A 25,252-nucleotide genomic window follows, 5' to 3' on the forward strand; every position below is an offset into this window, starting at 1 on the left:
AGCCGGCGTTGCCGTCAGTGCCCGCGCTCGTTCCCGGTGGTGATCGGAGGTTCTGCACCGATTGCGTAGGCGTAGGATGCCCGTACGAGGCCAGCGGCGATGTCCGCCTCGTATGCATCGCGTGGGGCGTAGACCATGACCGCCCCCGGCGAGATGATCCCGAGGCGGGCGATCGGGTGCTGCTCGGCCCAGCCAGCCTCGATCGCAGCCTCGGCGGTCGGAGGCGGCAGGACCAGGTGTAGGGATTGATCGGGGGATGGGTGGAGGTGGGCGAACTCGGTGCCGATCATGAACGCATCCGGTGGCCCTTGGGCCGGGCCTTGAGGCAGGGTGAGCGCCTGCGCACCGGGGACGGAGATCATCGAGCCCGCCCAGACCACCCCCGGCAGGGTGCCGATCTGCCCGATCAGGCGCTCCCGTGGTTGGTCATCGCGGGGCTGCTGGTCGAGCTGGGTGTGTGGGTTCGTCGGGGTCGTCGAGGGCCGCGGGCCAGGGCGCTGGGGCATGGGAACAGGGACAGGGACGGCTTTGCTCATGACAGGGTGAATAGCGGTCCGACGAGGACGAGGCCGAGATCGTCACCGAGGTAGGCGAAGGCCGCGAACATCACGAGTGCCGCACCGGCCAGCGAGAGGTCTTTGAGGAACTGGGTCTGTTCCATGACCTTGGCTCCGGGGTCGGTCTCGGCCCAGAAGCCGTGCATGATGAAGGCGGTGGGTAGCAGGAAGGCCGCGAGCAACAGGGCCCCGACGTCGGGCCAGATCCCCAGGGCCACCATGAGTGCGCCGGCCAGGAGCTGCAGGCCGGTCAGGACGACCATGACGGGCGCGGCGGGCACTCCCTTACCGGCGGCGTATCCGGCCATCATCTCCCTCTGTGCGAGGTGTCCGTAGCCTGATCCGAGGAAGAGTAGGGCGAAGAGCACCCTCCCGATGAGTACCAGAACATCCACGCTTCCTCCTACGATCGATACTTACTATGAGTAAGTGGTTGAGTTATAGCAGTAGCCTGACCGCAGGTCAATCAAGCTTGATGCAGAGGTGGGGTCGAGGTGGCGGACGGGCTGATCGGTCCGGTGGACAATGACTGCGGACGCTACTGCCCTCAGTTCCACCAGACGGTGGAACTGCTGGGCCGGCGTTGGAACGGTGTCATCCTCCACGCGCTGATGACCCACGCTGAGCGCTTCGGTGAGATCCACGCCGCGATCCCTGGAATTTCCGACCGCCTGCTGACCGAGCGGCTGCGAGAGCTGGAACGCGAAGGACTCCTCTCGCGGATCTGCCCAGGCACCTCAAGTGCCCCGCGATACCTGCTGACGCCCAAGGGAAGGGCGCTGGGACCGGTCATCGACGCGATATCGGCCTGGGCGGCGGACTGGAACCCGGTTGCTGAGTGAAGGGCATCCCGGTGACCGCATATCGACGATGCGGGTCCGACGGCCCGCATTCATCGTGGCCACTGCCCTGCTGGGTTGCGCGTCGTGCCGGCGGCAAGAGTGACCACGGCTGCATCGTCGGGACGCCTCGCCGTGACATGTGGTAGAACGCCGGACGTCGCGAAACCAGGGCTCGACTGTCCCGTGGTGTCGGTGGGAATCCTCGTCCAGAATGAAGAAGGCGGCCCCTGCTCAAACGAGCGCATCAGACTGGCCGTCGGTGCTTGTGCTGTTCAGTGTGCCCCTCTTGGGTGCTGCGCTTCGAGTAGTGGGGATGGTCGAGGTCGACCGAACGGCCGACCGTGACGCCATCGGACAAAGTGGCTGCGCGGGGACTGCCGGTCTGGTCTTTCCTGAGGCCCTACGTACCGAGATGTGGACGGCGGGGGAGTGGCTTGAAGGATGCTCCATCGGTGACGACACGTCGGAGCGCTTGAACACATAACTGCAGGTCAACATGCAGTGGTTTTTGTCACTGCGGTCAACATCGGCAGTCACACCACAGCAGGCTCCTATGCACCTAAGGAACACTGGCAGATCGCAGCGATCACTTCGAGCAAACTTTTTGCGGCGTTGTAGTTCACGGCGACTGCGCACCCTCGAGGGCTGCTTCACGGAGGGCACACGGCCTGATGATCGTGCAGCTGACCCGCGAGCGTTGTCGCACGTCAGCGTGCAGTGGGTTTGTGAATCGCGGTCAATGGGAGGTACGCCGAGTGCTCGAACCCAAACGGTGGGGCACACCAAGATTGGTTGGACCGGCTCGGAGGAGCCATTCGACGTTGCAGTCTCCTTTTGCAACCTTGGCGGGGGAGAACATTGGAGACACAAAGCGGTTCCTATTCACCTATGTCGGGCAAGGGTTCGGAGCGATCAAGTCGAGGCGAGGAATCCCAATCGCCTCGTTTTGATCGCTGCGGCACCCCTTTGCGGGGCGGGTTGCCATGACGCGCGAGCCGGCTCGGTTGAGTGGCCCAACTTGGCCCGTCACCTGAGAGTGCAACAGACTCGCCGGAGCGATCAACCTCGTTAAGAATTTTGGTGGGGACGGACAGATCGCCGACTATTCGCGGCATACCAACCTGACAGGCGCGTCGAACGACACGCCCGAGGCTCCGGGTCGACCAGAAGCCCTCAGCGCCGCCGATCATCCTGGCTAGGCCGCACCTGCCTCAGACACCCTTGCGCACGGGCCTCAATATCATCGGGCCACCATTGCGGGGCGTCGGTCATCGACGCGCTTGGCCTTCGACATGGACCGCTCGAGTGTCTCCGGCTTCAGGACCTCGACTGCGAAGCTGATGTTCGTGTCGTTTTTCAACCGCGCCTGGACCGCCTCCGTGAGTTCGCGCTTGAAGGCATCGAGGTCGCTGGGTTCGAGAGTGGGGTCGTACTCGACGCGCACTGTTGCCCGGTCCATCGTGTCTGGACGGTCGAGGACGATCACGAACTCGACGCCTGTTCCGGGCACGGTGAGCAGGGAGCGCTGTACCTGGCTCGGGTAGACGTTCGCGCCGCGGATGATGAGCATGTCGTCGAGGCGTCCGTAGACACCGTTGGGCAGTCGGGGATAGGTCCGTCCGCACGGGCATGGTTCATAGGTCATGTGGGACTCGTCGCCGGACGCGAACCGGATCATCGGCTGGGACTCGCGGTGAAGATGCGTGTAGACCACGCCGCCGCTGGTTCCCTCCGGGGCACCGACGTGCGTGTCGGCCTTGTCCACGATCTCGGTCCACACCTGATCCTGCAGAACATGTACGCCGCGACCCTCCTGGCACTCGGCGTTGGTCGCGAAAGGCGTCATCTCAGAGGTCGTGGCAAGGTCCCGTACCGTCATGCCCCAGCCCTTTTCGAGCACCTCTCGGGTGCCCGGGATGGCGGCTCCTGGTTCGCCGATGAAAATGCCCAGGCGCAGCGGGGACGCTGCCGTGTCATAGCCCAGCGAGCGGGCACGCTCCAGCATGTGCAAGGCGTACGTCGGCGTACAGATCAACACCGTGGAGCCGACCCGGTACATCAGCTCGAGCTGACGCTCCGTTTCGCCGGCGCCGATCGGAAACGTGGTGGCCCCGATCCGCTCGCAGCCGAGCAGCGAGCCCCAACCGCCGATGAACATGCCGAACACGGTGGAGAGCTGCACCTTGTCGTCGGGGCGGATCCCCGCGGTGTAGAAGCCCTGCGCCATCACGTCGGCGACGTGCTCCCAGTCTCTGTGTGAGATGCCGTAGAGCGTGGGTGCGCCGGTGGTTCCGGACGAGCCGTGGATGCGGGCGATCTTCGACTCGAGTACGCCGAGATAGCTCCCGAACGGCGGGTTCGCGGCCTGGTCGGCGCGCAACATGGACTTGGTGATGACCGGGACCAGCCTGGTGAAATCCTCAAGAGTGTGGACCTGGTCGGGGTGGAATCCATGCGCGTCGTAGTGCTCGCGATAGAACGGCACTTCGTCGTACACCCGGTGCAGCTGGGCCTGCAGCAGGGCGAGCACCTCGTCCTCCCGTGCGGCCCGCGTACGGGTTTCCTTCGGCTCGTCCCAATAGGCGCGATGGGGGGTCATCTGAGACCACCTTTCTCCTCGAATATGGCCACAGCATGCGCCGGCTCGGCGTGAGGGGCTACCCCCGAAATGGGCCTCATTTCGGGGGTAGCGAGTGAGCCACCTCACCACGAACACTGCACCGCTATGTCCACAACCAAGAATGCCGAGCCATCCGCTCCGGCCCGTCCGGTGTCCATGCGTCGCATCGCCATGGCCAGCTGTGTCGGAACAACCATCGAGTTCTACGACTTCTTCATCTACGGCACAGCGGCCGCGCTGGTCTTCCCGACCGTGTTCTTCCCATCGCTCGGGGCAACCGCCGGCACGGTTGCGTCTTTCGCGACGTTCGCCGTCGCCTTCGTGGCCCGGCCGGTCGGGGCGGTTGTCTTCGGCCACTTCGGTGACCGGATCGGCCGTAAGCGCACGTTGGTGTCCACGCTGCTAACGATGGGTGTCGCCACAGCGCTGATCGGCGTCCTGCCGAGCTCGTCGACCATCGGGATCCTGGCACCGATCGCGCTCGTCATGCTCCGGCTCGCCCAGGGCTTCGCCGTCGGCGGGGAATGGGCCGGTGCGACGCTGCTGACCGCCGAATACGCCCCCGAAGGGCGGCGCGGTCGGTACGGCGTGTTCCCCCAGCTTGGCCCCAGCATTGCCTTCGGTCTGTCGAGCGGCACGTTCCTGATCACGGGTCTCCTGCTGGGCGACACCGATGGCGCGTTCCTCAGTTACGGCTGGCGGATTCCGTTCCTGTTGTCGATCCTCCTGGTGGGTCTGGGCCTGTGGGTGCGCCTCTCGATCGAGGAGACCCCGGCGTTCCGCGAGTCGCAGGCAAAACTGGACACCAGCCGCCACTCGCCGTTCCGCGAGGCCGTTCGCGCCCAGCCGCGGGAGATTCTCCTGGTAGCCGGCTCGCTTGCCATGTTGTTCGCCTTCTTCTACATGGGCACGGCCTACCTCACGGCGTACGGGACGAACCCCGACGGGGCCGCGCTGAGCCGGCCCACGGTACTCACCATCGGGCTCGGGGCGTCCGTGGTCTTCGGCCTCGCCACCGCCGCCTCGGGCATCCTCTCGGACCGCTTCGGGCGACGCCGCGTGATCGTGACGGCATGTGTGTTCGGTATCGCCTGGGGTCTGGCGCTCTTCCCGATCCTTGACACCGAATCGCCGCTGGCCTTTGCGCTCGGCGTCACGGTGTCGCTCGTGGTGTTCGCGGTCTCCTACGGACCGGCCGCCGCGTTCTTGCCCGAGCTGTTCGAGACCCGTTACCGCTACACCGCGGCGGGCTTCAGCTATGGGCTGGCCGCGGTCCTGGGCGGAGCGATCCCTCCGTTGCTGGCGCCCGGCCTGGCTGCGGAGTACGGCAGTCGCTCGATCGGAGTGATGCTCGCCGTGATCAGCGCGATGTCCCTGGTGTGCACGCTGATGCTGGTGGAGACGCGTGGTCGAGGTCTGCGTCAGGACTCGGCTGGCTGAGTCACCGGAATGACGTCAGCCCGGGACTTCGCAGTTCGTCTGCGGAGGCCCGGGTTCTTCCGTCCCCGTGGCTCTAGCGAGAGCGGCTGTGGGCGCGGAAGAGGGCGATGAGGGTGCCGTCGGCGCGGGTGACCGTGACGTCGAAGACTCCGTTGCGGCCGAAGCTGGCCTGCTCGTGGGCGGTTGCTCGCAACACGTCGCCGAGGTGCGCGGGTGCGACGAAGACGATGTCAGCCTTTGCGGCGACCGCCGGGCCATCGCTGTTGCAGGCGCAGGAGAACACGGTGTCGGCGAAGAGGAAGATCTGGCCGCCGTGGCAGGTTCCGTGCCCGTTGAGCATCGCCTCAGTCACCACCATCTCCCCGTCGGCCGCACGGTTCCCGAAGCTGGTGATCACGATGCCGTCGCGGCGCGCGGTCGCGTCGGCGGCGAACATCGTCGCTGCGCCGGGGGCAGGCGGAAGGGTCGAGGTGCTCATGGCAGGACTCCTGAGGATCGGGCCGCGGACACGGCGGCGTGACGGCTGCGGACACCGAACGCCCGGCGTAGTCCCCGGACCGCGGTGCGAACGGCGACGACGTCGAGCCCGAGGTCCTCGGCGATGTCGAGGTCGCTGCAACCTGCTGCGGCGAGCGCCAGGACCTCGCGCTCGCGTGAGGACAGCAGCGGCGGGCGTGCGGGTTCCAAGTCTCCGCGCATGACTGCCAGAAGCCTGACACAGGTGCGGCGGGCCTCGTCGTGGACCAGTGGGGCCGCCTCCCCGCTGAGGTCGGACAGCATCCCCTCGACCGTGGTGCACCACTGGACCCGGCCCGGACCCTGCGCAACCCGTGCGGAAACCGAGTCTGCCACCGGTGCGGACGCGGCCTGCTCGAGGCTGTAACCGAGTTGGTGACTCAGGGCGACCAGTTCATTGATGGCACGGTCGCCGATCGCGACGGGCGCACGGACCCCGCCATAGAGGACGGCCGATATGTCGCCGTGCACACGCACCGGTACGGCGACCATGCTGCGGAGCCCTTCGCGAGCCACCGCGGCGTCGTACTCGTGGGATATCGCGAGTGCGCTGGCGTAGTCGCGGACCGACACCGGGCGTCCGATGGTCACGGCCTTGCCGCCGAGCCCGACGTCAGGGGGAAGCGCGAGACCCTTCAGAGCCTCGCAGCGATTGCCGCGCAGGCGGCTGATGCGCAGCGCTCCCGACCGGACCCTGCCGGCGAACACAACCGGCAGGCCAGAAGTCGTCAGCGCCGCCGAGAGCGCCCGCTCAAGGGCGTCGCTCGCGTTCGAGCTCGTCTTCAGGACACTGGGCATTCCGCCACCTCGTTTCTGAGCGATAATCCGGCGCATAAAACGCGAGCGCTCGCTCGCATGTTATCCTTGCGAGGGACCGGCGGCAAGTGGGAAGACGAGGACTGCTCAATGAGGAGCCATGAACAGTTGACGGGCCGCGAGACCGAGGCCATCCGCGTCGCCTTCGCCGAGCTTCGCGCCCTCGCCGCCAGCGCCGATGGCATTGCCGAGCAGCAGGTGCTGCGCGACTGCTGCCGGCGCCTGATTGCCTCGCCTGCCGAGAGTGACCTGCTCTCCGAGCGGGAGGTCGACGTACTGGCGCACGTCGCAACCGGACTGCAGAACGGCGAGATTGCGGCGGCCCTGGGCGTCTCTGCAGAGACGGTCAAGAGCTACTTGCGCTCCGCCTTGGCCAAGCTCGGCGCGCACAGCCGCCTCCAATCGGTCGAGGTTGCGCGCCAGGCCGGCCTGCTTCCCTGAGCCTTCCCGAGCCTCAGACGGACAGTCGTGCCATCACCAGAGCGGTCTGTTCGTCGATGAGGTTGTCGACGGCGATGCGGTCTCGCAACGCCCATCCCTTCAGGGCGGGCAGGTGGCCGAGAAACACGATGTCCTGCGCGAGGACCTGCGTGTCGACGTCAGCGAAGGCGCCGCGTCGGATGCCTGCAGACAGAAGATCCGCGAAGACACCGACGATTCCGAGCTCCCGTTCCTGATAGCGGCGGTGCGCCTCCTCGGGGAGGTGGCGGTACTCGCGATACATCAGCAGGATCTGCTTGCGGTTGCGCACGCATTCACGCAGATAGGTGTCGATCATCAGGCGAAGCTTCGCGGGCAGCTCGTGACGATTGTCGGTGGCGATCTCAGCAAGAGTCTCGCGCAATCCGCCGTAGATCGTCTCGCAGGCCATCACGAGCAGGTCGGGCTTGGAGCGGATGTAGCGGTAGAGGCCACCGACGCTCATCTGGAGATCCTCGGCCAGCTCGTTGACCGAGACCCGGTCGAAACCGCGCTCCATGATGTGTCGGGTCGCCACCTCCTGCACCCGGGCCAATCGCTCCTCACGTGGGGGCTTCATCGGCAGGACACCCCGTCGCGTCGGGCGTCTGAGGGGCATGCGTACGGCGCTCGGGGGCAGGTCACGGGCCCGAGCATATAGCCGCCGGGCGCGTCGTGACCAGCGCCATCCATGGGCGGCCTTGACGACGCCGACCGTTCCCACGCATACTCGGAATGCGAGCGAGTGCTCGCACGCATATTGACCAAACGAAAGGCGGCACCGGTGGACACACCCATCAGGGTCCTGATCACGAAGATCGGACTGGACGGCCATGACCGCGGGAGTCGGATCATCGCCGCATACCTTCGTGACGCGGGGCATGAAGTCGTCTACACCCCGCCCTGGCAGACGATCAGCGGGGTCGTGCGCCTGGCGCTCCAGGAGGACGTCGAGGTGATCGGGGTCTCGTCCCTGGCCACCGACCATCTGATCGTGCCCGACCTGTTGCGCGAGCTCGCCGAAGCCGGGCTCGATGACGTTGCCGTCGTGGTCGGAGGCATCGTGCCCGACAGCGAGCACGCGATGCTGACCGACGCCGGAGTCGGCCGGATCTTCGGCCCGGGCTCCTCGCGTGACGAGATCGTCGATGCGGTCAACCAATTGGGTGCAGCCGTGCGGGATCGCCGCTCCAGAGCGGAGGTGCCGGCATGACCGCCGTGACCCCCAGCGCCGCCCGGGAACGCTGGGCCGCTGACTACGCCAAGCAGGCCGACCTGGACCGCGTCGTACGCAACCGCTCCGGCATCGTGGTGGAACCGCTCTACACGCCCGACGACTGGGCGGGCGAGCGCTATCAGGCCGACCTCGGCTTCCCCGGCCAGGAGCCGTTCACGCGCGGGATCTATCCGTCGATGTATCGCGGCCGGACGTGGACCCAGCGCCAGCTCATCGGGCTCGGCACGCCGGCCGACTACAACGCGCGGGTCCGCCAGATCCTCGACCTAGGGGCCAGCGCGATCAGCCTCCTGCCGTGCAACTCCGGCTTCCGTGGTCTCGATTGCGACGAGGTCCCGGCGCCGTTGCTGGGCACGTGCGGCACCGTCATCAACAACGTCGACCACATGGACAGGGCCTTGGACGGCGTCCCGCTCGGCTCGATCTCCACGGCGATGAACGACCCGACACCCTTCACCCTGCTGGCGTTCGTGCTTGCGACGGCCCACCGTCGCGGCGTTGCCTTCGACCAGATCACGGGGACGTCGAACCAGTCTGACTACATTTCGCACTTCGTTGCGAACCACATGTTCTACCGACTCTCCCAGCCGGGATCGCGCCGGGTCCTGGTCGACCACGTGGCCTACTGCCGTGAGCGAGTGCCCGGATGGAACCCCGTCTCGGTCGTCGGCCAACACATGCAGCAGGCCGGAGCGACCCCCGCCGAGACCATGGCGTTCACCCTGGCCACCGCCATCCAGTACGCCGAGGACTGCATGGCCCGTGGATTGCACCCCGACGCCATCCTGCCCCGCTTCACCTTCTTCTTCGACGTGTCGATCTCGTTCTTCGAAGAGGTCGCCAAGTTCCGGGCCGGCCGCCGAATCTGGGCCCGGATCACTCGTGACCGGCTGGGCGCGAAGGACCCGCGTTCGTGGCGGTTCAAGTTCCACGGCCAGACGTCGGGCGTTGACTTGACCGCCCAGCAGCCGTTGAACAACGTTGCCCGAGTGGCGACCCAGGCCATTGCCGGCATCTTCTCTGGACTGCAATCGATGCACACGGACGCCTACGACGAGGCGATCACCTGCCCCACCGAGGAGTCGGCGCGCATCGCCGTGGCTACGCAGAACATCCTGCGTGAAGAAGCACACTTGTGCGACGTCATCGACCCCCTCGGCGGCTCATATTACGTCGAACACCTCACGGACCAGATGGAGGAGGAGATCCTGCGCGTCATGGCGGTGATCGAGGAGGCCGGGGGGATGTACGCCGCCGTGGGCTCGGGTCTCGTGCAGGGCATGATCGGGCGCTCCGCACTCGCCGCACAGGAGCGGATCGATGCCGGCGTCGACCGGGTCATCGGGGTCAATTGCTACGAGTCGGAGGACGACAACGAGGAGCAGCCGCCGCCCTATCGGCCAGATCGGGAGTCGATGGAAGCCCACGTGGCGGCGTTCCGCGACTTCAAGCGGTCCCGCAGCGAGTCGGAGGTCCGTCGCGGCATCGACGGGCTGCGAGCTGCGGCCGAGGACGAGAGCAAGAACGTCTTCGCGAGTGTGGTGGATGCCGCGACCGCGGGCGTGACCCATGGTGAGATCGTGGCGACCCTGCGCGACGAACTCGGGTTCGGCAACCCGCTGATCGTGGCATGAGCACGCTGGCTGCCGCCGTCGCCGCTGGCCACGAGGGAAACCTGGCCAGGGCACTGACGGTGCTCGAGAAGGGTGGCGTCGACGCAATCGCACTGCGTCGTACCCTGCTCGAGCACACGGGCCGGGCGATGGTGGTCGGTGTGACCGGCCCGCCCGGTGCCGGCAAGTCCTCACTGATCGGAGCATTGATCGGTGCATTGCGCAACGAAGGCAAGCGGGTGGCAGTCCTGGCTGTCGACCCATCGAGCCCGCTCTCAGGTGGAGCGGTCCTCGGGGACCGGACCCGGATGGGCGAGCACACCCTCGACCCCGGGGTCTTCATCAGGTCGGTCAGTTCGCGGGGCCAGTCGGGAGGCCTGTCCCGGGCCGTTCCGGCCCTCATCGATGCGCTCGACGCGGCGGGCTGGGATGTCGTCCTGCTCGAGACCGTCGGCAGCGGCCAGTCCGACGTGGACATCGCGGAGTACGCCGATGTGGCGGTCCTCGTGTCCGTTCCCGGCCTCGGAGACGACGTACAGGCGATCAAGGCCGGCATGCTCGAGGTCGCTGACATCCTCGTCGTCAACAAGTCGGATCTGCCGGGTGCGGCACGGACGGCGCGTCAACTCGAGCAGATGCTGTCACTGCGATCGTCCGACAGCGTCCACCCACCCGTCATCCGCACCAGCGTGCCTGATGCCTCCGGCATCGATTCCCTGGTCAGCGAGTTGGGCCGGACGGCACGAGCTGGCGGCCGGTTGCGACGGTTGCGCAAGGAGATCGTCCGCGAAGCCGAATCGGCGTTCGCACTGCGTTTGAGCAAGGACCTCGTCGACCGTGCCTGCAGGTCCGTGCTCGACGAAGGCCGGGAGATCAGCGTGGTCGCGCTCGAACTCGCCGCTCGTTGAGGTCCGCGCGCCTGTTCAGCTGTCGAGGCGGAGCAGGCGCGCGGGTGCGTCATGCAGGACCGAGCGCAGGAACGGGTCGCCGAGCCGGTCGTCGGCAGCGGCCCAGCCGGCGATCGCGCTGAGCTGCTCGCAATACGCGTACGGCAACTGCGGGAAGTCCGAGCCGAGCACGATCCGGTCCGCGACATCGACCAACCGCGCCGACCAGTCGGTCGGCAGCGGCGCATGGGACTCCGTGAACGCCGTGCCGACCATGGTCGTGTCCAGATGGACCCGCTCGTAGGCGGTGGCCAGCTTCAGCGCTTGGTCATAGTCCGGCATTCCCGCGTGGGCAAGGACGACCGTGAGGTCCGGATGGTCGTGGAGCACCTCGCCGAACACGTCGAGGCCGGTGTGTGCGCCGCGCAGTGGGCCGTGGCCACAATGCGTAACTACAGGAAGCCCGCTCGCCGCGAGCATCTCCCAGACCGGCTGCAGCACGGGCTCGCGTGGGTCGAAGGCCCCCACCTGGACGTGCACCTTCACGGCACGCGCGCCGGCAGCGACGGCTTCCGACAGATAGTCGAGGACGTCGTGCTCGGGAAACACCGTCGCCGTCACGACCGCCTCCGGCGTGCCCGCCGCGAACTCCCGAACCCACTCGTTGAGCCATCGGGCCATCCCCGGCTTGTGGGGATAGACGAGGGGCGCGAACGCACGCACACCGATCCGCCTCAGGAAGTCCGCGCGTTCCGCTTGCTCCCACCGGTACCGAATCGGCCACCGCAGACCGTAGTTGGCCTCGGCGTCGTCGAAATAGGACCAGACCTTGCGCATGACCTGGTCCGGCAGGAAGTGGACGTGGAGATCCACCAGCCCGGGCAGGCCAAGCTTAGCAAGGAAGCGCGGGATGTCGTCGTCGTCGATCGGTGGCTGGGTCGCGGCCTGTGGGCGAGGAACGGATGAGTGACTGGTCACCGCTCCACTCTGGCAGCGCTGGCGCATACCGCCACCCCCGAATTAGTGCGAAGAGATGAAAACTGGGTTTCTGGCCAGCGGGCGACGCTATGCCAGCGCTCAGGACGAACTTGTAGCCTCCGTCTTTGAGGTTCGTAATGTGTGGGCGACAGGTGGCCCGATTCTTGGGATGCCCTGCTGGTGTTCTTGGTAGATCGCGGCGCTGGCTAACGCCACGGCGTCGCGAAAACCTACGCCACTCAGTGGGACGTCACCCGACCTACGGGTTGTGTGGGGGAGTCGGGCCTTCACGCAGCATCTCCGGCAGGTGCACGCGTAGCATCTCGTGGTCTGCCCAGGCGATCTGTCGGATCGTCAAGGGCACCGGCGATTCCTGCTCAACCCCACCTCGACTGACGCCCATTGAGTTCTGGCGAGTGAGTTAATGGTGCAACAGGTAAAGCGCGGGGTCGATGTGAGCGCCTCCGACTTGGTTGGCGACCTTTTCGACGAGGACCGAGCGACTGAACTCATTGCGGCATCCCGGATCACTGTTCGATTTCCCAGTCGCGCCGCGCGGCTTCGTTAGCCGCCGTGAGAGGGCGTGCACCTGTACCTGCCACGGAATCGGTGGCGCGATTCCGAAATCATTGAGCCGTGGGCTCCAACCGCCGTGGCTCCATGGCCCCATGTTTCCGAACTTCACGAGCTTGTGATCTGGCAGCGCATTCGCTTCAATACATCACCGCCAAGTGGAGTCCAGCAGAGTGGTGTACGACGAACCTGAGTGAGCGCGTGCCTCCAACGTAGGCGCGGCCACCGGGTAAATCCTTCGAGTGAACCTTCCAAAGCACTCTCGAATGGAGAACCACGATGACCGCCGCTGTGCCCAGTATCGACCCTGCCCGCTTCCTGAACGAGCGCCACGAGGCTGCAGCAAAGCTGTCGTCTCAACCCCCAGCCCTGAGAATCAGGCACAGGAAACCACGCCCGGTTAGCCGATGGTTCACGCACGTCCGCACATTGGCGGTGTTGCGTCAATGTCGATAGCGGTGAGCAGTTGCAGCCGGACCGTGGATTCAGCCACCTCCTCGCCCGAGTAGCGCACCTCGGTCCGCAACTCGCAGCGGTCTTCACCGCCATAGAGGGCATCAATCAGGTCGCGATAGCGCTCCTCGACGAAGCCGCGCCGAATTTTCCTCGTCCTGGTGAGTTCGTCGTCGTCAGCGTCCAACTCCTTGTGCAACAGGACGAAGCGATGGATCCGGGTCCGGTCGGGTACGTCGACGTTGACCCTGCGTACCTCGCTCAGGATCAGGCTGACAACTTCCGGCTTCTGGGTGAGGTCGGTGTAGGTCGTGTAACCCACGTGGTTTCGTTCCGCCCAGTGGCCCACGTTCGCGGCATCGATGCTGATCAGCGCGGAGACGAAGTCCCGCTCACGGCCGAAGATGACCACGTCACGGATGTACTGGCTGAACTTGAGTCGATTCTCGAGGAACTGGGGAGAGAACTGAGTTTCGTCAGCGAGGCACATCAGGTCCTTGACTCGATCGATCACGGTCAACTGGTTCGCAGGGTCGATGAAGCCCGCGTCACCAGTGCGCAACTGTCGCTGGGGCGTCAACGCAGCGGCCGTCGCCTCGGGGTCGCGGTAATAGCCGGCGAAGACGAAGTCGCCGCCAATGAAGATCTCGCCGCTGTCAGCGATCGTGACGTCGACGCCCGGCAGTGGCTCTCCCACCGTGTCCGAGCGCGCTCGTCCATCGCGGTGGACGACTGCGATGCCAGCGCACTCCGTCTGGCCGTAGACCTGCTTCAGGTTCACACCCAACGCTTGGAAGAAGTCGAACACCTCCGGCCCCATTGCCGCACCGCCGGTATAGGCCCTGCGCAGGCGCGTCAGGCCCATCGAGTTCTTCACCGATCGGAGCATCGTGTGCTCGGCAAGGAGTCGGGCCAGCCACAGCATCGGCGGCACCTGTTTGCCAGCGGTACGCCGCGCAAGTGCGCGGTGGGCGATCCGCATCGCCCAGTGTGCGGTGACCCGTTTGAGCCAGGGAGCCTCCTCGACACCGACTTGATAGGTGGACAGGTTGTTCTCCCAGACCCGGGGCGGGGCGAACATTGCCCGGGGTCCGATCTCACGCAGGTCGTTGCTGACTGTCTCAGGCTCCTCGGGGAAGTTCACCACCAGGGGCACCAGCAGAGCGGTCGCCATCGTCATCATTTGCTCTCCGATCCACCCCATGGGGAGAAAGGAGAGGAAGTCGTCACCCGGCTTCAAGGGGTCGACGTCGTTGAGGCCCGTGGCCATGCTCATCAGATTGCCGTAGGTGAGCATCGTTCCCTTGGGTGCACCGGTGGTCCCGGAGGTGTAGAAGATTCCGGCCACGTCCTTGCCGTCTGCACTGGCGACGGTCCGGGCGAACCGTTCGGCACCTTCGAGGCCCTGCAGGCGACCGCGTTCCTTGACCTCCTCCATGCTCACCAGTCGTGGGTCGTCGTAGCTGTGCAGCCCCTTGGAGTCGTAGTAGACGATGTGCTTAACCGATGGAACTCCATCACCCAGACCGAGGAGTTTGTCGACCTGCTCCTGATCCTGCAGGATCGCGATCTCGGGCTCTGCATGGTTGATGATGTGGCGGAACTCCTCACCCAAGGAGTCCTGATAGAGGCCAACGGACCATCCCTTCATGGCCTGTACGGCGAGGGCGGCGTAGGCCCATTCGGGGCGGTTGTCACCGACGATGGCGACTCGGTGTCCGGCCTCGAGGCCCAACTCGGTCAGCCCGAGTGCCAAGTCCCGGACGTGGTCCCGGTAGTCGGCCCAGCTGATCTGTTCCCAGAGCCCGAAGCGCTTCCACCGCAGCGCGGTTCGCCGGTCGTAACGTTCGGCGTTCTCGACCAGCAGCTGCGGCATCGTCTGGCAGGATCCGAGCGTTGAGTGGTCCGCGAGCACCGGATCGGCGGCCATGACCTTCATGTGAGTCCTCCTCTGTCAGGGTTGAGGGGGCGCTGGTGGTCGTCACCGGCGCCCCCACACGGCGCATCAAGAAATGTCAGTCCAGCGATTTCGGTGCTGTTGGCTCGGTCATCTTGACGAAGGCGCCGTCCTTGTACTCGAGGATCGAGGCGGAGTCACCGGGGAATGGTTGTTCGCGGCTCAAGGAGATCGGCGAATACAAGCCCTGAGTGTCCAGATCCTTGATCTGGTACCAAGCGTCCACCACCCCTTCAGGAGTGAGGTTGTCCGCCTCCGCTGCCTTCTTCAGTCCCTCGGCGTAGATGATCGCGTTGACGTAGCCGTAGATGAAGTAGGTCCCCACCTCGTGATCGGGCGCGTACTTCTTGGCCCGCTCGAGCATCTGCTTCACACCCGGTACGTCGTCGGTCGGAGCGGCCCAGCTGGTTGGCCCGATGAACCCCTCGAAGTCCTCCGAATCACCTAGTGCGATGGTGGATGGTTGCACGGACGCTGCCACCAAGGAGCCGATCTTGACGTCCCATCCGAGGTCAGCGATCTTGGACATGATCGCGGCCGGTTCCACCTGTACGCCCGAGGTGAGGACCCACTCGACGTTCTTTCGACGGAGTGAAGCGACCTGGGCGGTGAAGTCGGTCGACCCGCGCTCGTAGCCTTCGGTGACCAGTTCGATCCCGTAGTGTTCGGCGGCCTTCTCGGCGCCGGAGAGGCCGTCGCGACCGAAGTCGTCGTCCTGGTAGATGACGCCGATCTTCTCGGGGTGGTAGTTCTCCTCGATGTAGTCGATCGTGATCGCGGCCTCCCACGAGTAGGGGATGCCGTTGATCAGGACGTAGTCGTTCTGCGGCTCGTAGAACGCCTTGGCCTGGGAGATCATGATGTGCGGGCGTTTGTTGGCGATGATCTGGGGTGCCACTGAGACGCAACTCGGTGTGCCGAAGCACATGCCGCCGAAGATGTTGTCCTGCTTCACGAACCGCTGCCAGTTGGACAACGCGCGGGTCGGGTCGTAGCCGTGGTCGCGGCTGATCACCTCGACCTTGCGGCCGTCCACCCCACCGTTGTCATTGAGCCAGTCGAAGTAGACCTCGAAGCCTTTGGTGGCATCGATGCCCGTGCTGGCTGCCGGGCCGGACAGGTCCGCGTTCACTCCGAGGACGATCTTTTCATCGGTGACGCCGGGGACATCGCCGGATCCAGCGGCGCCACTGCAGGCACTGAGCGCCAAGATGGGCGCGGCCAGAGCGGCCACGATCTGCAAGAATTTGTTCTGCTTCATAGGTCTCGTCTTTCTCCAGTTCGTCCGATCACCCGAGCGGTCAGGCGTGCCACAGAGGGCTGTTCGTGGTCCTTGTCCCGGTCAGTCGGGAACCTGTCGATACGGCCAAGCTCGGAAGTAGTTCTTGGTGTCTCGCCACCTCCCCACGAATCCGTCCGGCTCGCGCACCAGAACGACGACGATGATGAATCCGAAGAGAGCGATCCTGAAGTCTTCGAAGTTTTCGTCGAGGAAGGTGAACCTGCCTTCGAGAGTTCCGCGGATGAGTTCGGGGAGGAAGGTCAGGAAGAGCGCACCTACGATCGATCCGAGCACGGAACCGAGGCCGCCGATGATGATCATCGCGATGAACTCGACACTGAGCAGGAGGTTGAAGTGGGCTGGGTTGATGAATCCGATCAGGCTGGCGTAGAAGCCACCGGCGAGCCCCGCAATGGCTGAGGACAGCGCGAACGCGAGGATCTTGTAATGCGTCAGATTGACACCCATGATCGCGGCGGCGATGTCCCGGTCCCGGATGGCAGCGAACGCCCGGCCGGTCCCCCTGCGGATCAGGTTCTTTACCCCCATGGCGATCAGCGCCAGCACGATCACCAGTAGGAAGTACCACTGCTCGCTGGTGGTGATGATCAGTGGACCGATTGACGGTATCGGCACCAGGAGCCCATTGTCCCGACCGAGCAGGTCGCTGCGGCGGATCACGAAATCGACGACGAAAGCGAAGCCCATCGTCACCAGGGCCAGGTACAGCCCCTTGAGTCGCAGAGCAGGGAGTGCGGCGACCGTGCCGAAGAGCGCGGCAGCGCCGGCGCCGGTCAGCACCGCGAGCAGAAACGGAAACGACCAGTGCACCGAGACCAGGGCCGTGGTGTAGGCGCCGATAGCCATGAAGGCGGCGTGACCCAGCGAAACCAGACCGGTGTTCCCGATCAACAGATTGAGTCCGATCGCCGCGATCGCCGCGATCAACGCCTGGTTGACCAGGTAGATCTGGAACGGCGAGACCACCAGCGGCACGGCGAGTACTGCGACGCCGAGCACGATCATCCAGAACCGTGAGAACTTGCTGTCGTAGAGAGCGGCATCCTTGAGGTAGGAAACCTTGTAGTAGGCAGTGCGCATGTCAGACCCTCTCGATGTCCTTGGAGCCGAATAGGCCGAAGGGGCGGACGAGCAGGACCACGATCAGGAGGATCCACGCCATCAACTCCCGGTAGGCTCCGCCCAGGTAGCCGCCGAACAGTGTCTCGGCGACGCCGAGGATCGCGCCGCCCACGACAGCGCCCCCGGTGGCGTCGAGTCCGCCGAGGACAGCAGCTGGGAATGCCCTCAGCGCCGTGTCGCCCACGTGGATGAACAGGAAGCCGAGCATTCCGAGGATGACCCCGGCGAGCGTGCCGACGACACCGGCCAGCCCCCAGGCGAGGGCGGAGATCCGGTTGACGTTGATGCCCATCATCTGCGCGACGTCCTGATTGCTCGCCGTGGCTCGCATCGCGATCCCCCATCGGGTGCGTTGGAAGAACACGAAGAACGCCAGGAACGTGAGCATGGTCATGGTGAGCGTCGCTATGTTCTCCGCCGACAGGGTGACGTCCACTCCGGGCAGGCGGACGGACTCACCGGAGAACGGGAACGTGATCCGCTGCTCGGAGTGACCGAAGGCCATGCCCGCTATCCCGCGCATGAGCCAGGCGAGCCCGATCGTGACGATGATGATCGAGAAGACGGGTTGCCCGAGCATCGGGCGTAGGACCAGCCGCTCGATGACGAACCCAAGGAAGAAGGACGCCACCAGGGTGACTCCGAGAGCGACGAAGAACGGCCAGCCGTGCGTGCTGCTCAGCGTGAAGGTGACGAATGCGCCGATCATCATCATGTCGCCCTGGGCGAAGTTCAGCACTCGGGTGGCCTTGTAGACCACAACGAATCCAAGTGCGATTAGGGCATAGACCGAGCCGATGGCCAGACCGGAGATCGTGAGCTGGAGAAAGAAGCTCATTCCGGGTCACCGCCTTTGCCCAGGTAGACGCGGAGGACTTCGGGGTGCTGGGCAATCTCCCGCGGTGGCCCTTCGGCCACCTTTCGTCCGAAATCGATGACCACCACTCGATCGGAGATGTCGACGACGACTCCCATGTGGTGCTCGATCAGCACCACGGTGGTGCCCAACTGCTCCTTGACGTCGAGGATGTAGCGGACCATGTCCTCGGTCTCTTCCTGGTTCATGCCACCGACCGGCTCGTCGAGCAGCAGCACCGCCGGCTCCATGGCCAGGGCCCTCGCGAGCTCAACACGCTTTTGCAGGCCGTACGAGAGCTGCCCAACCGGCATCTGTCGATATTTCTCGATCTCGACGAAGTCGATGATCTCCTCGGCCACGCGTCGGTGCTCCAGTTCCTTGCGCAGTTGGCGTGGAGCGAAGTAGAGCGCATCGGCCCACCATTTGGGCCGCAGCGCGTGGTGCCGGCCGAGCATCACGTTCTCCAGGACTGTCAGGTGGCTGAACAGCTCGATGTTCTGGAAGACCCGGCCAATGCCGCGGCCGGCGATCTGGTGCGGCTTGAGCCTGGTGAGGTCCTGGCCGTCGAGGTAGATCCCTCCCTGCTGTGGCCGGTAGAAGCCGGAGATGCAGTTGAGGAGCGAGCTCTTTCCTGCCCCGTTCGGACCGATGATCGAGAGCAGTTCGCCCGGCTTCACATCGAAGCTCACGCCGTCCAGGGCATGGACTCCGCCGAATCGCAGGGAGACGTCGCGAATTTCGAGTCCCTTCTGCTCTACGGCGCGGGTGCGATCTGTGAACTGTGTTGTCGTCATGACATCCACCGCTTCCGCCGGCGATAGTGTTTGATCGCGGCATAGTTCGTCGAGGACCCCTCGGAGGCCCCCAGGTAGAACTCCTTGATGTCCTGGTTCTCGGCGATTTCGCTCGATCTCCCATCCAGCACGATCCGGCCGTTTTCGAGCACGTAGCAGTAGTCGGACAGGTCGAGGGCGATCTGCGCGTTCTGCTCGACGAGCAGCACGGTGACCCGCTCCTGGCGGCTGACTTCGGTCACGATGCGGGTGATCTCGTCGACCATCACCGGAGCCAGGCCGAGAGAGGGTTCATCCAGGATCAGCAGGCGCGGGTCCAGCATCAGCCCCCGCCCGAGGGCGAGCATCTGCTGCTCACCACCGGAGAGGTAGCCCGCCTTGCCCTTCCACAGGGTGGTGAGCTTGGGGAAGTACTCCTGCACCATCTCCAGCCGTGACTCGACCTTGCGTCGGTCGGTTAGTGTGAACGCCGCGGCGCGGAGGTTCTCCTCGACGGTGAGGTCGCGAAAGACCTGCCGGCCCTCGGGAACATGGCAGATGCCACGTCGCACGATCTTGTCGGCTGCAAGATCGGTGATCGGGTCCCCGTCCAAGCAGATTGTTCCGTCGGTGACCTCGCCGTCCTGGGAGGTGAGCACGCTCGAGATCGCCCGAAGGATGGTCGTCTTGCCTGCACCGTTGGCCCCGAGCAGGGCGCACACGGTGCCTTCCTGCACCTCCATCGAGACGCCGCGGACGGCGAGCACGACCTGGTTGTAGGTGACCTCGAGGTTCTTCAGCTCCAGCAGGGGAGTGCGGACGGTGGCAGGAGCGGCGGTCGCGCCCACTTCGGTTTGGCTCATTTGGCGCTGCCCACCGAGGCGATGTTCCGACGGGCGTCGCCCCGGAGGTCGTCGACGGTTGGCCCCTCGTCGATGGCAGGGACCAGTTCGACGTCGTTGAACGACAAGAGGGTTCCTTCCTTCAGGCTGCGCTTGACTGCCGCGATGTCGACATCGGTGGTGGTCGCGGCGACCTTCAGTGCGATCTGGTCGACCCCGTTGCTCTCGCGCAGGGTGATCCGGTATTGCCGGGGATCCAGGCCCTCGAAGCCGGCGAGGATGAACGCCACCTGGGAGGGGTAGAGCTTCACGCCCTTGACCTTGGTCATGTTGTCCGTGCGTCCGAAGACTCCTCGAGGCAGCACGGTGGTCGCGCCGCACTCGCACTCGGTGGCCTCGACCACAGCCAGGTCCCCGGTGCGATAGCGCAGCAACGGCATCCCTTGCTTGTTGCGGTGAGTCACCACGAGTTCGCCCGCGGTGCCATGGGGCACCGGGTCCAGGGTCTCGGAGTCGATCACCTCGACGACGCAGAAGTCCTCACGCAGGTGCATCCCGGTCTCGGCCCGGCACTCGGCGGCAACGGGGAAGCACTCGGAGACACCGTACGTGTCGACGGCACTCAGCAGCTCGCCGTCAAAGGCGTCCTTGAGTGCCTCCCGTCGACCCTCGATCGCCGTGAAGGGCTCCCCGGTCAGCACCATGCGGCGGATACCTCGCAGCCCGGCCTCGCCGAGCCGCTGGGCGAAACTGGGGTTGCTCATCAGCACCGTGGGGTGGCCCCGGCGGGCCAGGTTGAGTTGTTGCTCGGTGGGCACCGCACCTGCTTGCAAAGAGCACGCCCCCAACTCGGCGAAGCCTTCGTCGAACAGTCGGGCGGCCACCAGAACGTGATAGGCGAGGGTGACCTGGACGACGTCGTCCGCCGTGATCCCGGCAGCCCGAGCGACTGCGGCCAGGGCACGAGCACTCGCGGCCAGGTCCGATGGCGTGTGGAACTCCGGGAGGAGCCCGAGGCGGGCGCTCGGGGTGAAGTTCATCCGCACCACGCCGGGCACCCGGAAGCCGCCCCAAGCGGTGTCGTTCTCGAAGCAGTCCTCGAAGTCGGCACGGCTGAGCAAGGGCAGCTCCTGGAACTGCTCCCATGTCTCGACATGCGTCAGGTCGATCCCCGCAGTGAGCGCCCTCTGGGCGTAGAACGGCAGGTTTGAAATCCTGCGGAGCTGCCCGCGGATTTCGGCGTCCAAACGGCCTTCGTGCTGACTCATGAGTCCTTCCCATTCCTCGTGCCGATCGACCAGTTATTCGCCCAACCGACTCATTGGTTGGGGATGTTACGTGCGTCACAAGATGGGTGTCAAGGGTCAACTTCGGGAGCTGTCGACGACCCCGACACGGAGTTGATGGGGTGCCCTTTTTGCAAAGTGGCATGACTGAAACCCCGCCGGTCGTGCAGACATTTTTCGACCGACAGGGTCCAGATTTGGACCGTTCAGCTCATGGCTTCGGCGAACTTCCCGTCGGTCGCCCAATCCCTGAGCACCGTCTTGCGGACCTTCCCCGAGACGTTCGTCGGGAGCTCGTCGATGAAGTGGATGCGCTTGGGCAACTTGAATCCGGCGATATGGGACCGGGTCTTGGCGATGATCTCCTCGGCACTGGTCGGCGAGTCTGCGGACGCCACCACGAAGGCCACCACGGCCTCGCCCCACTTCTCGTCAGGGACTCCGATGACCGAGACGCCTGTCAGTTCCGGGTTGGCTGCCATCAAGGCCATCTCGACCTCGAGGGAGTAGACGTTCATTCCGCCGCTCTTGATCATGTCCTTTTTGCGGTCCACGAAGTAGAGGCTGTTCCCGCGGAAGCAGGCGAGGTCCCCAGTGTGCAACCAGCCGCCGCGCAGCACCTGCTCGTTGACCTCGGGCCGCTTGTAGTAGCCCTTGAAGACGTTGGGTCCGCGGATGACGAGCTCGCCTGCCTCGCCCTCCGGAACAGGGTTGTCGAATTCGTCGACGATCAGCACGTCGTTGTACCAGACCGGGAAGCCCAGGGTGTTCTCGTTGGCGAGCATCTCGCCGGAGAACTCGGTGACACTGGCCAGCGGTGCGGCCTCGGTCAGGCCATAGCCGAACAGGAGGCGGTCCACCTGGAGCCGATGCATCGTCTGGATCGACAGGTCGCGGGTGTACTTCGCCGCGGCCGTGAGCACCAGTTGGAGCGAGGTGAGGTCGTAGTCGTCCATGCCCTCGAAGGCCAGCAGTTGCTGGAGTGGCGTGACCAGGATGGTCGCCGCAGTCACCCGGTGCTTCTGGATCAACTGGCAGGCCTCCTCGGCATCCCACTGGCGCATGATCACCAAGGGCAGCCCGCGGATCAGGAAAGCAGAGGTCTGCATGTGCAAGCCACTGACATGGTTCATCGGCATCCCGACCAGGAGCGCGTCGTACGGCCGGGGGGCGGCGTACGTCAGATAGCTGATCGCGTCCCAGCAGACGTTGCCGTGGGTCAACACCGCTCCCTTGGGGAGGCCGGTGGTGCCCGAGGTGTACATGATCAGAGCGTCGTCGCTGCTCCCCACCTCGGCGGTGGGCTCGGCAGTGGGTGCCTTCTGGGCCAGGTCCTCGTAGGAGAGTGCCCCTGGCAGCGTCGGCTCACCGTCGTACACGACGATCGTGATGTCGGGTAAGTCAGCCAGGGCCGGACGGACCACCTCCTGGAGTGACGCCTCGACGGCCAGCACCTTGGAGTCACCGTCGGTGACGATGAAGGAGATCTCCTTGGGGGCGAGCCTCCAGTTGACAGTGCCGAAGACTGCGCCGATCTTGGCGGAGGCGTGGCACAGCTCGAGGTACTCGATCGAGTTCTTGCCGAGAATGGCGATGTGGTCGCCGAAGTCGATGCCCAGTTCAGTGAGCGCGTTGGCGGCCCGGTTCACCCGCTCGTTGTATTGGGAATAGGTGTAGGTCTTGCCTTCGTAGATGATGGCAGTCCGGTTTGGATACTGCTTGGCCGATCGCCGTACGACGTGGCCCATGGTGAGATTGTCGGTCATGATTGAGACGTCCTCTCAGTGAAGTTTCATGGGGCTGCGGATCAGGGTTGCGCCGGACCGGCCCACGCAGGAGCCGCACTGGTCTCGACGAAATGGGTGTCGTAGTCGCCCAGCACGAACTGCTGGGAGTCGAGCAGATGTTGCAGGAACCCGAGATTGGTCTTGACTCCCTCGATCTGAAACTCGCCGGCGGCAACTCGGGCTCGGGCGATGGCCTGGTCGCGGTCCGCCCCCCAGGTGCACAGCTTGGCGAGGAGAGAGTCATAGTGCGGGCTGACGGAGTTGCCGGCCCGATATCCGGAGTCGACGCGGACCCCCTCCCCTCGGGGCTCGATCCACCCGGTGATCTGTCCGGGGCTCGGCAGGAATGAGACCGGGTCTTCGGCGCAGATCCGCAACTCGATGGCATGGCCGGCGTGGGCGGGCGCGGAGTCGCAGGTCGGGGACTGGCCACCGGCGATGAGGAACTGCTGCTCGACCAGGTCGACTCCGGTGGTCAGTTCGGTGATCGCGTGCTCGACCTGCAACCGGGTGTTCATCTCCAGGAAGACGTAGTCCTGCTTGACCGGATCGACCAAGCACTCCACCGTACCTGCGTTGCGGTAGCCGATCGCGCTGCCGGCCCGTCGCGCTCCCTCGAGCATGCGTTGCCGCAGATCGGGCGAGACTCCCGGTGACGGGGTCTCCTCGAGGATCTTCTGGTGCCGACGCTGCAGGGAGCAATCGCGTTCGCCGAGAGTGATCACCTCGCCCTCGTTGGTCACCAGGATCTGGATCTCTACGTGGCGGGCGTTGGCGATGAACCGCTCGAGAAGGATGTCGGGGGAGCCGAAGAAGCGCTCGGCCCTGCTCAGCGCCGTCGCGAAGCAGTCCTCGAGCTCGCTCGCGTCGTGCGCGACACCCATGCCTATGCCGCCTCCGCCCGCGGACGCCTTGACCATCAAGGGGAAGCCGATCCGGTCCGCGTGGGCAACCGCGTCGGCCAAGGAGGTGGCCGGTGTCCCGGAGCCGGGCGCTACCGGGACACCGGCCGCGGCCATGATGTTGCGGGCGTTGACCTTGTCGCCCAGGGCTTCGATGGCTGAGGCATCAGGTCCGACCCAGGTCAGGCCGGCCTGCGCCACTGCGGCGGCGAAGGTGGGGTTCTCTGCCAGGAAGCCGTAACCGGGATGGATCGCCTGGGCGCCCGTCCGCTGTGCGGCCTCGAGGACCTTTTCCATGTCCAGATAGCTCTGGCGTGCCGGTGCGGGTCCGATCAGCACGGCTTCGTCGGCCTCGGCCACGAACGGCATTTCCTGATCGGCGTCGCTGTGGACGGCGATGGTCCGGAGGCCCATCTTCTTGGCGGTTCGGATCACCCGGCTGGCGATTTCGCCTCGATTGGCGATCAACACGGACTCGAACATCACTCGACGCCTTCCGACAACCGGGGGCGAAGGCCCGCCTCGACGATGTCGAGGGCCAGGCCCTGGGGGTCGCGTCGGCGTCCCAGGAGGTCTTCCAGTGTTTGGGGCGGAAGGCCAGTCCCGCTGACACCGAGCAGGCGACGACGGGCGTGCTCGCCTACGAAGGCGGCCACCTCGCGTGTCAGGTTCTCCTGACGACGCTCGTCGAGCCGACCGGATTCGATCTGGCGTTCGCGGAATGCCTCGATGCCCTGCAACAGCTCGGGCACGCCGTCTCCCCGGTGTGCCGATGTCTGTATGACGTCCGCGTTCGCGCCCTTGCCCGATTGCTCGCGGAGCACCCGGCGAAGTTCCCGGGCCAGGCGTTCGGCCCCCTCCCGGTCCGCCTTGTTGACGACGAACTGGTCGGCAATCTCCATCAGCCCGGCCTTCATGGTTTGCACCACGTCACCCATGCCCGGCACCTCGACCACGACGGTGCAGTCGACCGCGCCCACAACGTCCACCTCCGACTGCCCCACGCCGACCGTCTCGACCAGGATCCGGTCGAAGCCGGCCGCGTCGAGGAGACGTATCGCGCTCGGTGTGGCCAGCGCGAGCCCGCCGACGTGTCCGCGGTTGGCCATCGAGCGGACGAAGACGCCCTGGTCGGCGGCGAAGGACCGCATGCGCACCCGGTCACCCAGCAACGCGCCGCGGGTGAAGGGGCTCGACGGGTCGACCGCCAGGACGCCGACACTCAGGCCTTCGGCGCGGTAGTGCGCTACGAGCTGGTCCACCAGTGTGGACTTTCCGGCTCCTGGCGGGCCGGTGATCCCGATCGTGAAGGCCTTGCCCGTGTGCGGGAAGAGGGGGGTGTGCAACTCACTGGCACCTTGACCGTTCTCCACTAGGGTGATCGCCTGGGCGATGGCGCGGTGATTCCGCTCCAGCACTTCGCCGGCCAA

The 25,252-nt window shown here is 65.4% G+C and carries 23 protein-coding genes; 6 read left to right on the forward strand and 17 right to left on the reverse strand.

The window, feature by feature from the left end; all coding sequences use genetic code 11:
* Nucleotides 1-14: 14 nt before the first annotated feature.
* Complete coding sequence (locus ASD30_RS00130; RefSeq protein WP_056675168.1) at nt 15-506, reverse strand: luciferase domain-containing protein; 492 nt, start codon at nt 504-506, stop codon at nt 15-17.
* Nucleotides 507-532: 26 nt separating this feature from the next.
* The gene (locus ASD30_RS00135) at nt 533-952 is read right to left on the reverse strand and encodes a DoxX family protein (RefSeq protein WP_056675171.1); all 420 of its coding nucleotides are present in this window, start codon (nt 950-952) and stop codon (nt 533-535) included.
* A gap of 99 nt (nt 953-1,051) precedes the next feature.
* Between ASD30_RS00135 and ASD30_RS00140 the strand changes: the two genes are divergently transcribed.
* The gene (locus ASD30_RS00140; RefSeq protein WP_200951053.1) at nt 1,052-1,399 is read left to right on the forward strand and encodes a winged helix-turn-helix transcriptional regulator; all 348 of its coding nucleotides are present in this window, start codon (nt 1,052-1,054) and stop codon (nt 1,397-1,399) included.
* 1,240 nt (nt 1,400-2,639) lie between these two features.
* On the opposite strand, the gene ASD30_RS00145 is transcribed toward ASD30_RS00140, so the two are convergent.
* Nucleotides 2,640-3,998, reverse strand: coding sequence for a phenylacetate--CoA ligase family protein (locus tag ASD30_RS00145; protein WP_056675175.1), 1,359 nt, complete (start codon nt 3,996-3,998; stop codon nt 2,640-2,642).
* Between the two features lie 69 nt (nt 3,999-4,067).
* Between ASD30_RS00145 and ASD30_RS00150 the strand changes: the two genes are divergently transcribed.
* Entirely contained in the window at nt 4,068-5,459 is a 1,392-nt protein-coding gene (locus ASD30_RS00150) for an MFS transporter (RefSeq protein WP_200951054.1), read from the forward strand.
* A 73-nt stretch (nt 5,460-5,532) separates the two neighbouring features.
* Here the strand turns inward: ASD30_RS00150 and paaI are convergent, their stop codons facing one another.
* Both paaI and ASD30_RS00160 read right to left on the reverse strand, forming a co-directional pair.
* Entirely contained in the window at nt 5,533-5,937 is a 405-nt protein-coding gene (paaI, locus tag ASD30_RS00155) for a hydroxyphenylacetyl-CoA thioesterase PaaI (protein WP_056675179.1), read from the reverse strand.
* Nucleotides 5,934-6,773, reverse strand: a complete 840-nt coding sequence (locus ASD30_RS00160) for a LuxR C-terminal-related transcriptional regulator (protein ID WP_056675181.1) — start codon at nt 6,771-6,773, stop codon at nt 5,934-5,936. The genes paaI and ASD30_RS00160 overlap by 4 nt, the downstream gene beginning before the upstream one ends.
* 108 nt (nt 6,774-6,881) lie before the next feature.
* Here ASD30_RS00160 and ASD30_RS00165 point away from each other — a divergent pair, with 108 nt between their 5' ends.
* The gene (locus ASD30_RS00165; protein WP_056675184.1) at nt 6,882-7,232 is read left to right on the forward strand and encodes a response regulator transcription factor; all 351 of its coding nucleotides are present in this window, start codon (nt 6,882-6,884) and stop codon (nt 7,230-7,232) included.
* Nucleotides 7,233-7,245: 13 nt separating this feature from the next.
* Here ASD30_RS00165 and ASD30_RS25845 read toward each other — a convergent pair whose 3' ends face one another.
* Complete coding sequence (locus ASD30_RS25845) at nt 7,246-7,830, reverse strand: TetR/AcrR family transcriptional regulator (RefSeq protein WP_162250902.1); 585 nt, start codon at nt 7,828-7,830, stop codon at nt 7,246-7,248.
* A 204-nt stretch (nt 7,831-8,034) separates the two neighbouring features.
* Here ASD30_RS25845 and ASD30_RS00175 point away from each other — a divergent pair, with 204 nt between their 5' ends.
* From ASD30_RS00175 to meaB (ASD30_RS00185), 3 genes are read left to right on the forward strand one after another with little or no spacing between them, the layout of a single operon-like run.
* On the forward strand, nt 8,035-8,463 hold the full coding sequence (locus ASD30_RS00175) for a cobalamin B12-binding domain-containing protein (protein ID WP_056675191.1): 429 nt from the start codon (nt 8,035-8,037) through the stop codon (nt 8,461-8,463).
* Nucleotides 8,460-10,121 (forward strand): acyl-CoA mutase large subunit family protein, encoded by a 1,662-nt coding sequence (locus tag ASD30_RS00180; protein WP_056675194.1) that lies wholly within the window; start codon nt 8,460-8,462, stop codon nt 10,119-10,121. The genes ASD30_RS00175 and ASD30_RS00180 overlap by 4 nt, the downstream gene beginning before the upstream one ends.
* Nucleotides 10,118-11,008, forward strand: a complete 891-nt coding sequence (gene meaB / locus ASD30_RS00185) for a methylmalonyl Co-A mutase-associated GTPase MeaB (RefSeq protein WP_082563440.1) — start codon at nt 10,118-10,120, stop codon at nt 11,006-11,008. The genes ASD30_RS00180 and meaB (ASD30_RS00185) overlap by 4 nt, the downstream gene beginning before the upstream one ends.
* 15 nt (nt 11,009-11,023) lie before the next feature.
* Here meaB (ASD30_RS00185) and ASD30_RS00190 read toward each other — a convergent pair whose 3' ends face one another.
* The 11 genes from ASD30_RS00190 to meaB (ASD30_RS00240) form a co-directional block, all read right to left on the reverse strand.
* The gene (locus tag ASD30_RS00190) at nt 11,024-11,965 is read right to left on the reverse strand and encodes an amidohydrolase family protein (RefSeq protein WP_235532470.1); all 942 of its coding nucleotides are present in this window, start codon (nt 11,963-11,965) and stop codon (nt 11,024-11,026) included.
* A 985-nt stretch (nt 11,966-12,950) separates the two neighbouring features.
* Nucleotides 12,951-14,930: an AMP-binding protein gene (locus ASD30_RS00195; RefSeq protein ID WP_156393466.1), complete on the reverse strand. Its 1,980-nt coding sequence runs from the start codon at nt 14,928-14,930 to the stop codon at nt 12,951-12,953.
* A 76-nt stretch (nt 14,931-15,006) separates the two neighbouring features.
* A complete protein-coding gene (locus tag ASD30_RS00200) occupies nt 15,007-16,209 on the reverse strand; it encodes an ABC transporter substrate-binding protein (protein ID WP_056675196.1) in 1,203 nt (400 codons plus the stop codon).
* Between the two features lie 81 nt (nt 16,210-16,290).
* Nucleotides 16,291-17,331: a branched-chain amino acid ABC transporter permease gene (locus ASD30_RS00205; protein ID WP_056675198.1), complete on the reverse strand. Its 1,041-nt coding sequence runs from the start codon at nt 17,329-17,331 to the stop codon at nt 16,291-16,293.
* Between the two features lies 1 nt (nt 17,332).
* Complete coding sequence (locus tag ASD30_RS00210; RefSeq protein ID WP_056675202.1) at nt 17,333-18,211, reverse strand: branched-chain amino acid ABC transporter permease; 879 nt, start codon at nt 18,209-18,211, stop codon at nt 17,333-17,335.
* Nucleotides 18,208-19,026, reverse strand: coding sequence for an ABC transporter ATP-binding protein (locus ASD30_RS00215; protein WP_056675205.1), 819 nt, complete (start codon nt 19,024-19,026; stop codon nt 18,208-18,210). The genes ASD30_RS00210 and ASD30_RS00215 overlap by 4 nt, the downstream gene beginning before the upstream one ends.
* The gene (locus ASD30_RS00220) at nt 19,023-19,868 is read right to left on the reverse strand and encodes an ABC transporter ATP-binding protein (protein WP_200951055.1); all 846 of its coding nucleotides are present in this window, start codon (nt 19,866-19,868) and stop codon (nt 19,023-19,025) included. The genes ASD30_RS00215 and ASD30_RS00220 overlap by 4 nt, the downstream gene beginning before the upstream one ends.
* Nucleotides 19,865-21,115, reverse strand: a complete 1,251-nt coding sequence (locus ASD30_RS00225; RefSeq protein ID WP_156393467.1) for a phenylacetate--CoA ligase family protein — start codon at nt 21,113-21,115, stop codon at nt 19,865-19,867. The genes ASD30_RS00220 and ASD30_RS00225 overlap by 4 nt, the downstream gene beginning before the upstream one ends.
* 224 nt (nt 21,116-21,339) lie before the next feature.
* A complete protein-coding gene (locus ASD30_RS00230) occupies nt 21,340-22,899 on the reverse strand; it encodes an AMP-binding protein (RefSeq protein ID WP_056675211.1) in 1,560 nt (519 codons plus the stop codon).
* Between the two features lie 41 nt (nt 22,900-22,940).
* Nucleotides 22,941-24,305, reverse strand: coding sequence for an acetyl-CoA carboxylase biotin carboxylase subunit (locus ASD30_RS00235; RefSeq protein WP_056675214.1), 1,365 nt, complete (start codon nt 24,303-24,305; stop codon nt 22,941-22,943).
* Nucleotides 24,305-25,252, reverse strand: a complete 948-nt coding sequence (meaB, locus tag ASD30_RS00240) for a methylmalonyl Co-A mutase-associated GTPase MeaB (protein ID WP_200951056.1) — start codon at nt 25,250-25,252, stop codon at nt 24,305-24,307. The genes ASD30_RS00235 and meaB (ASD30_RS00240) overlap by 1 nt, the downstream gene beginning before the upstream one ends.

It is taken from the genome of Nocardioides sp. Root140, from assembly GCF_001426745.1.
GTDB lineage: Bacteria > Actinomycetota > Actinomycetes > Propionibacteriales > Nocardioidaceae > Nocardioides.

Excerpts from the sequence above, each read along its gene's own strand:
- ASD30_RS00130 (WP_056675168.1), bottom strand. The coding sequence starts at position 506 with ATGCCCCAGCGCCCTGGCCCGCGGCCCTCGACGACCCCGACGAACCCA.
- ASD30_RS00145 (WP_056675175.1), bottom strand. The coding sequence starts at position 3,998 with ATGACCCCCCATCGCGCCTATTGGGACGAGCCGAAGGAAACCCGTACG.
- ASD30_RS00150 (WP_200951054.1), top strand. The coding sequence starts at position 4,068 with ATGGGCCTCATTTCGGGGGTAGCGAGTGAGCCACCTCACCACGAACAC.
- paaI (WP_056675179.1), bottom strand. The coding sequence starts at position 5,937 with ATGAGCACCTCGACCCTTCCGCCTGCCCCCGGCGCAGCGACGATGTTC.
- ASD30_RS00160 (WP_056675181.1), bottom strand. The coding sequence starts at position 6,773 with ATGCCCAGTGTCCTGAAGACGAGCTCGAACGCGAGCGACGCCCTTGAG.
- ASD30_RS00165 (WP_056675184.1), top strand. The coding sequence starts at position 6,882 with ATGAGGAGCCATGAACAGTTGACGGGCCGCGAGACCGAGGCCATCCGC.
- ASD30_RS25845 (WP_162250902.1), bottom strand. The coding sequence starts at position 7,830 with ATGAAGCCCCCACGTGAGGAGCGATTGGCCCGGGTGCAGGAGGTGGCG.
- ASD30_RS00180 (WP_056675194.1), top strand. The coding sequence starts at position 8,460 with ATGACCGCCGTGACCCCCAGCGCCGCCCGGGAACGCTGGGCCGCTGAC.
- meaB (WP_082563440.1), top strand. The coding sequence starts at position 10,118 with ATGAGCACGCTGGCTGCCGCCGTCGCCGCTGGCCACGAGGGAAACCTG.
- ASD30_RS00195 (WP_156393466.1), bottom strand. The coding sequence starts at position 14,930 with ATGAAGGTCATGGCCGCCGATCCGGTGCTCGCGGACCACTCAACGCTC.
- ASD30_RS00200 (WP_056675196.1), bottom strand. The coding sequence starts at position 16,209 with ATGAAGCAGAACAAATTCTTGCAGATCGTGGCCGCTCTGGCCGCGCCC.
- ASD30_RS00205 (WP_056675198.1), bottom strand. The coding sequence starts at position 17,331 with ATGCGCACTGCCTACTACAAGGTTTCCTACCTCAAGGATGCCGCTCTC.
- ASD30_RS00210 (WP_056675202.1), bottom strand. The coding sequence starts at position 18,211 with ATGAGCTTCTTTCTCCAGCTCACGATCTCCGGTCTGGCCATCGGCTCG.
- ASD30_RS00215 (WP_056675205.1), bottom strand. The coding sequence starts at position 19,026 with ATGACGACAACACAGTTCACAGATCGCACCCGCGCCGTAGAGCAGAAG.
- ASD30_RS00220 (WP_200951055.1), bottom strand. The coding sequence starts at position 19,868 with ATGAGCCAAACCGAAGTGGGCGCGACCGCCGCTCCTGCCACCGTCCGC.
- ASD30_RS00225 (WP_156393467.1), bottom strand. The coding sequence starts at position 21,115 with ATGAGTCAGCACGAAGGCCGTTTGGACGCCGAAATCCGCGGGCAGCTC.
- ASD30_RS00230 (WP_056675211.1), bottom strand. The coding sequence starts at position 22,899 with ATGACCGACAATCTCACCATGGGCCACGTCGTACGGCGATCGGCCAAG.
- ASD30_RS00235 (WP_056675214.1), bottom strand. The coding sequence starts at position 24,305 with ATGTTCGAGTCCGTGTTGATCGCCAATCGAGGCGAAATCGCCAGCCGG.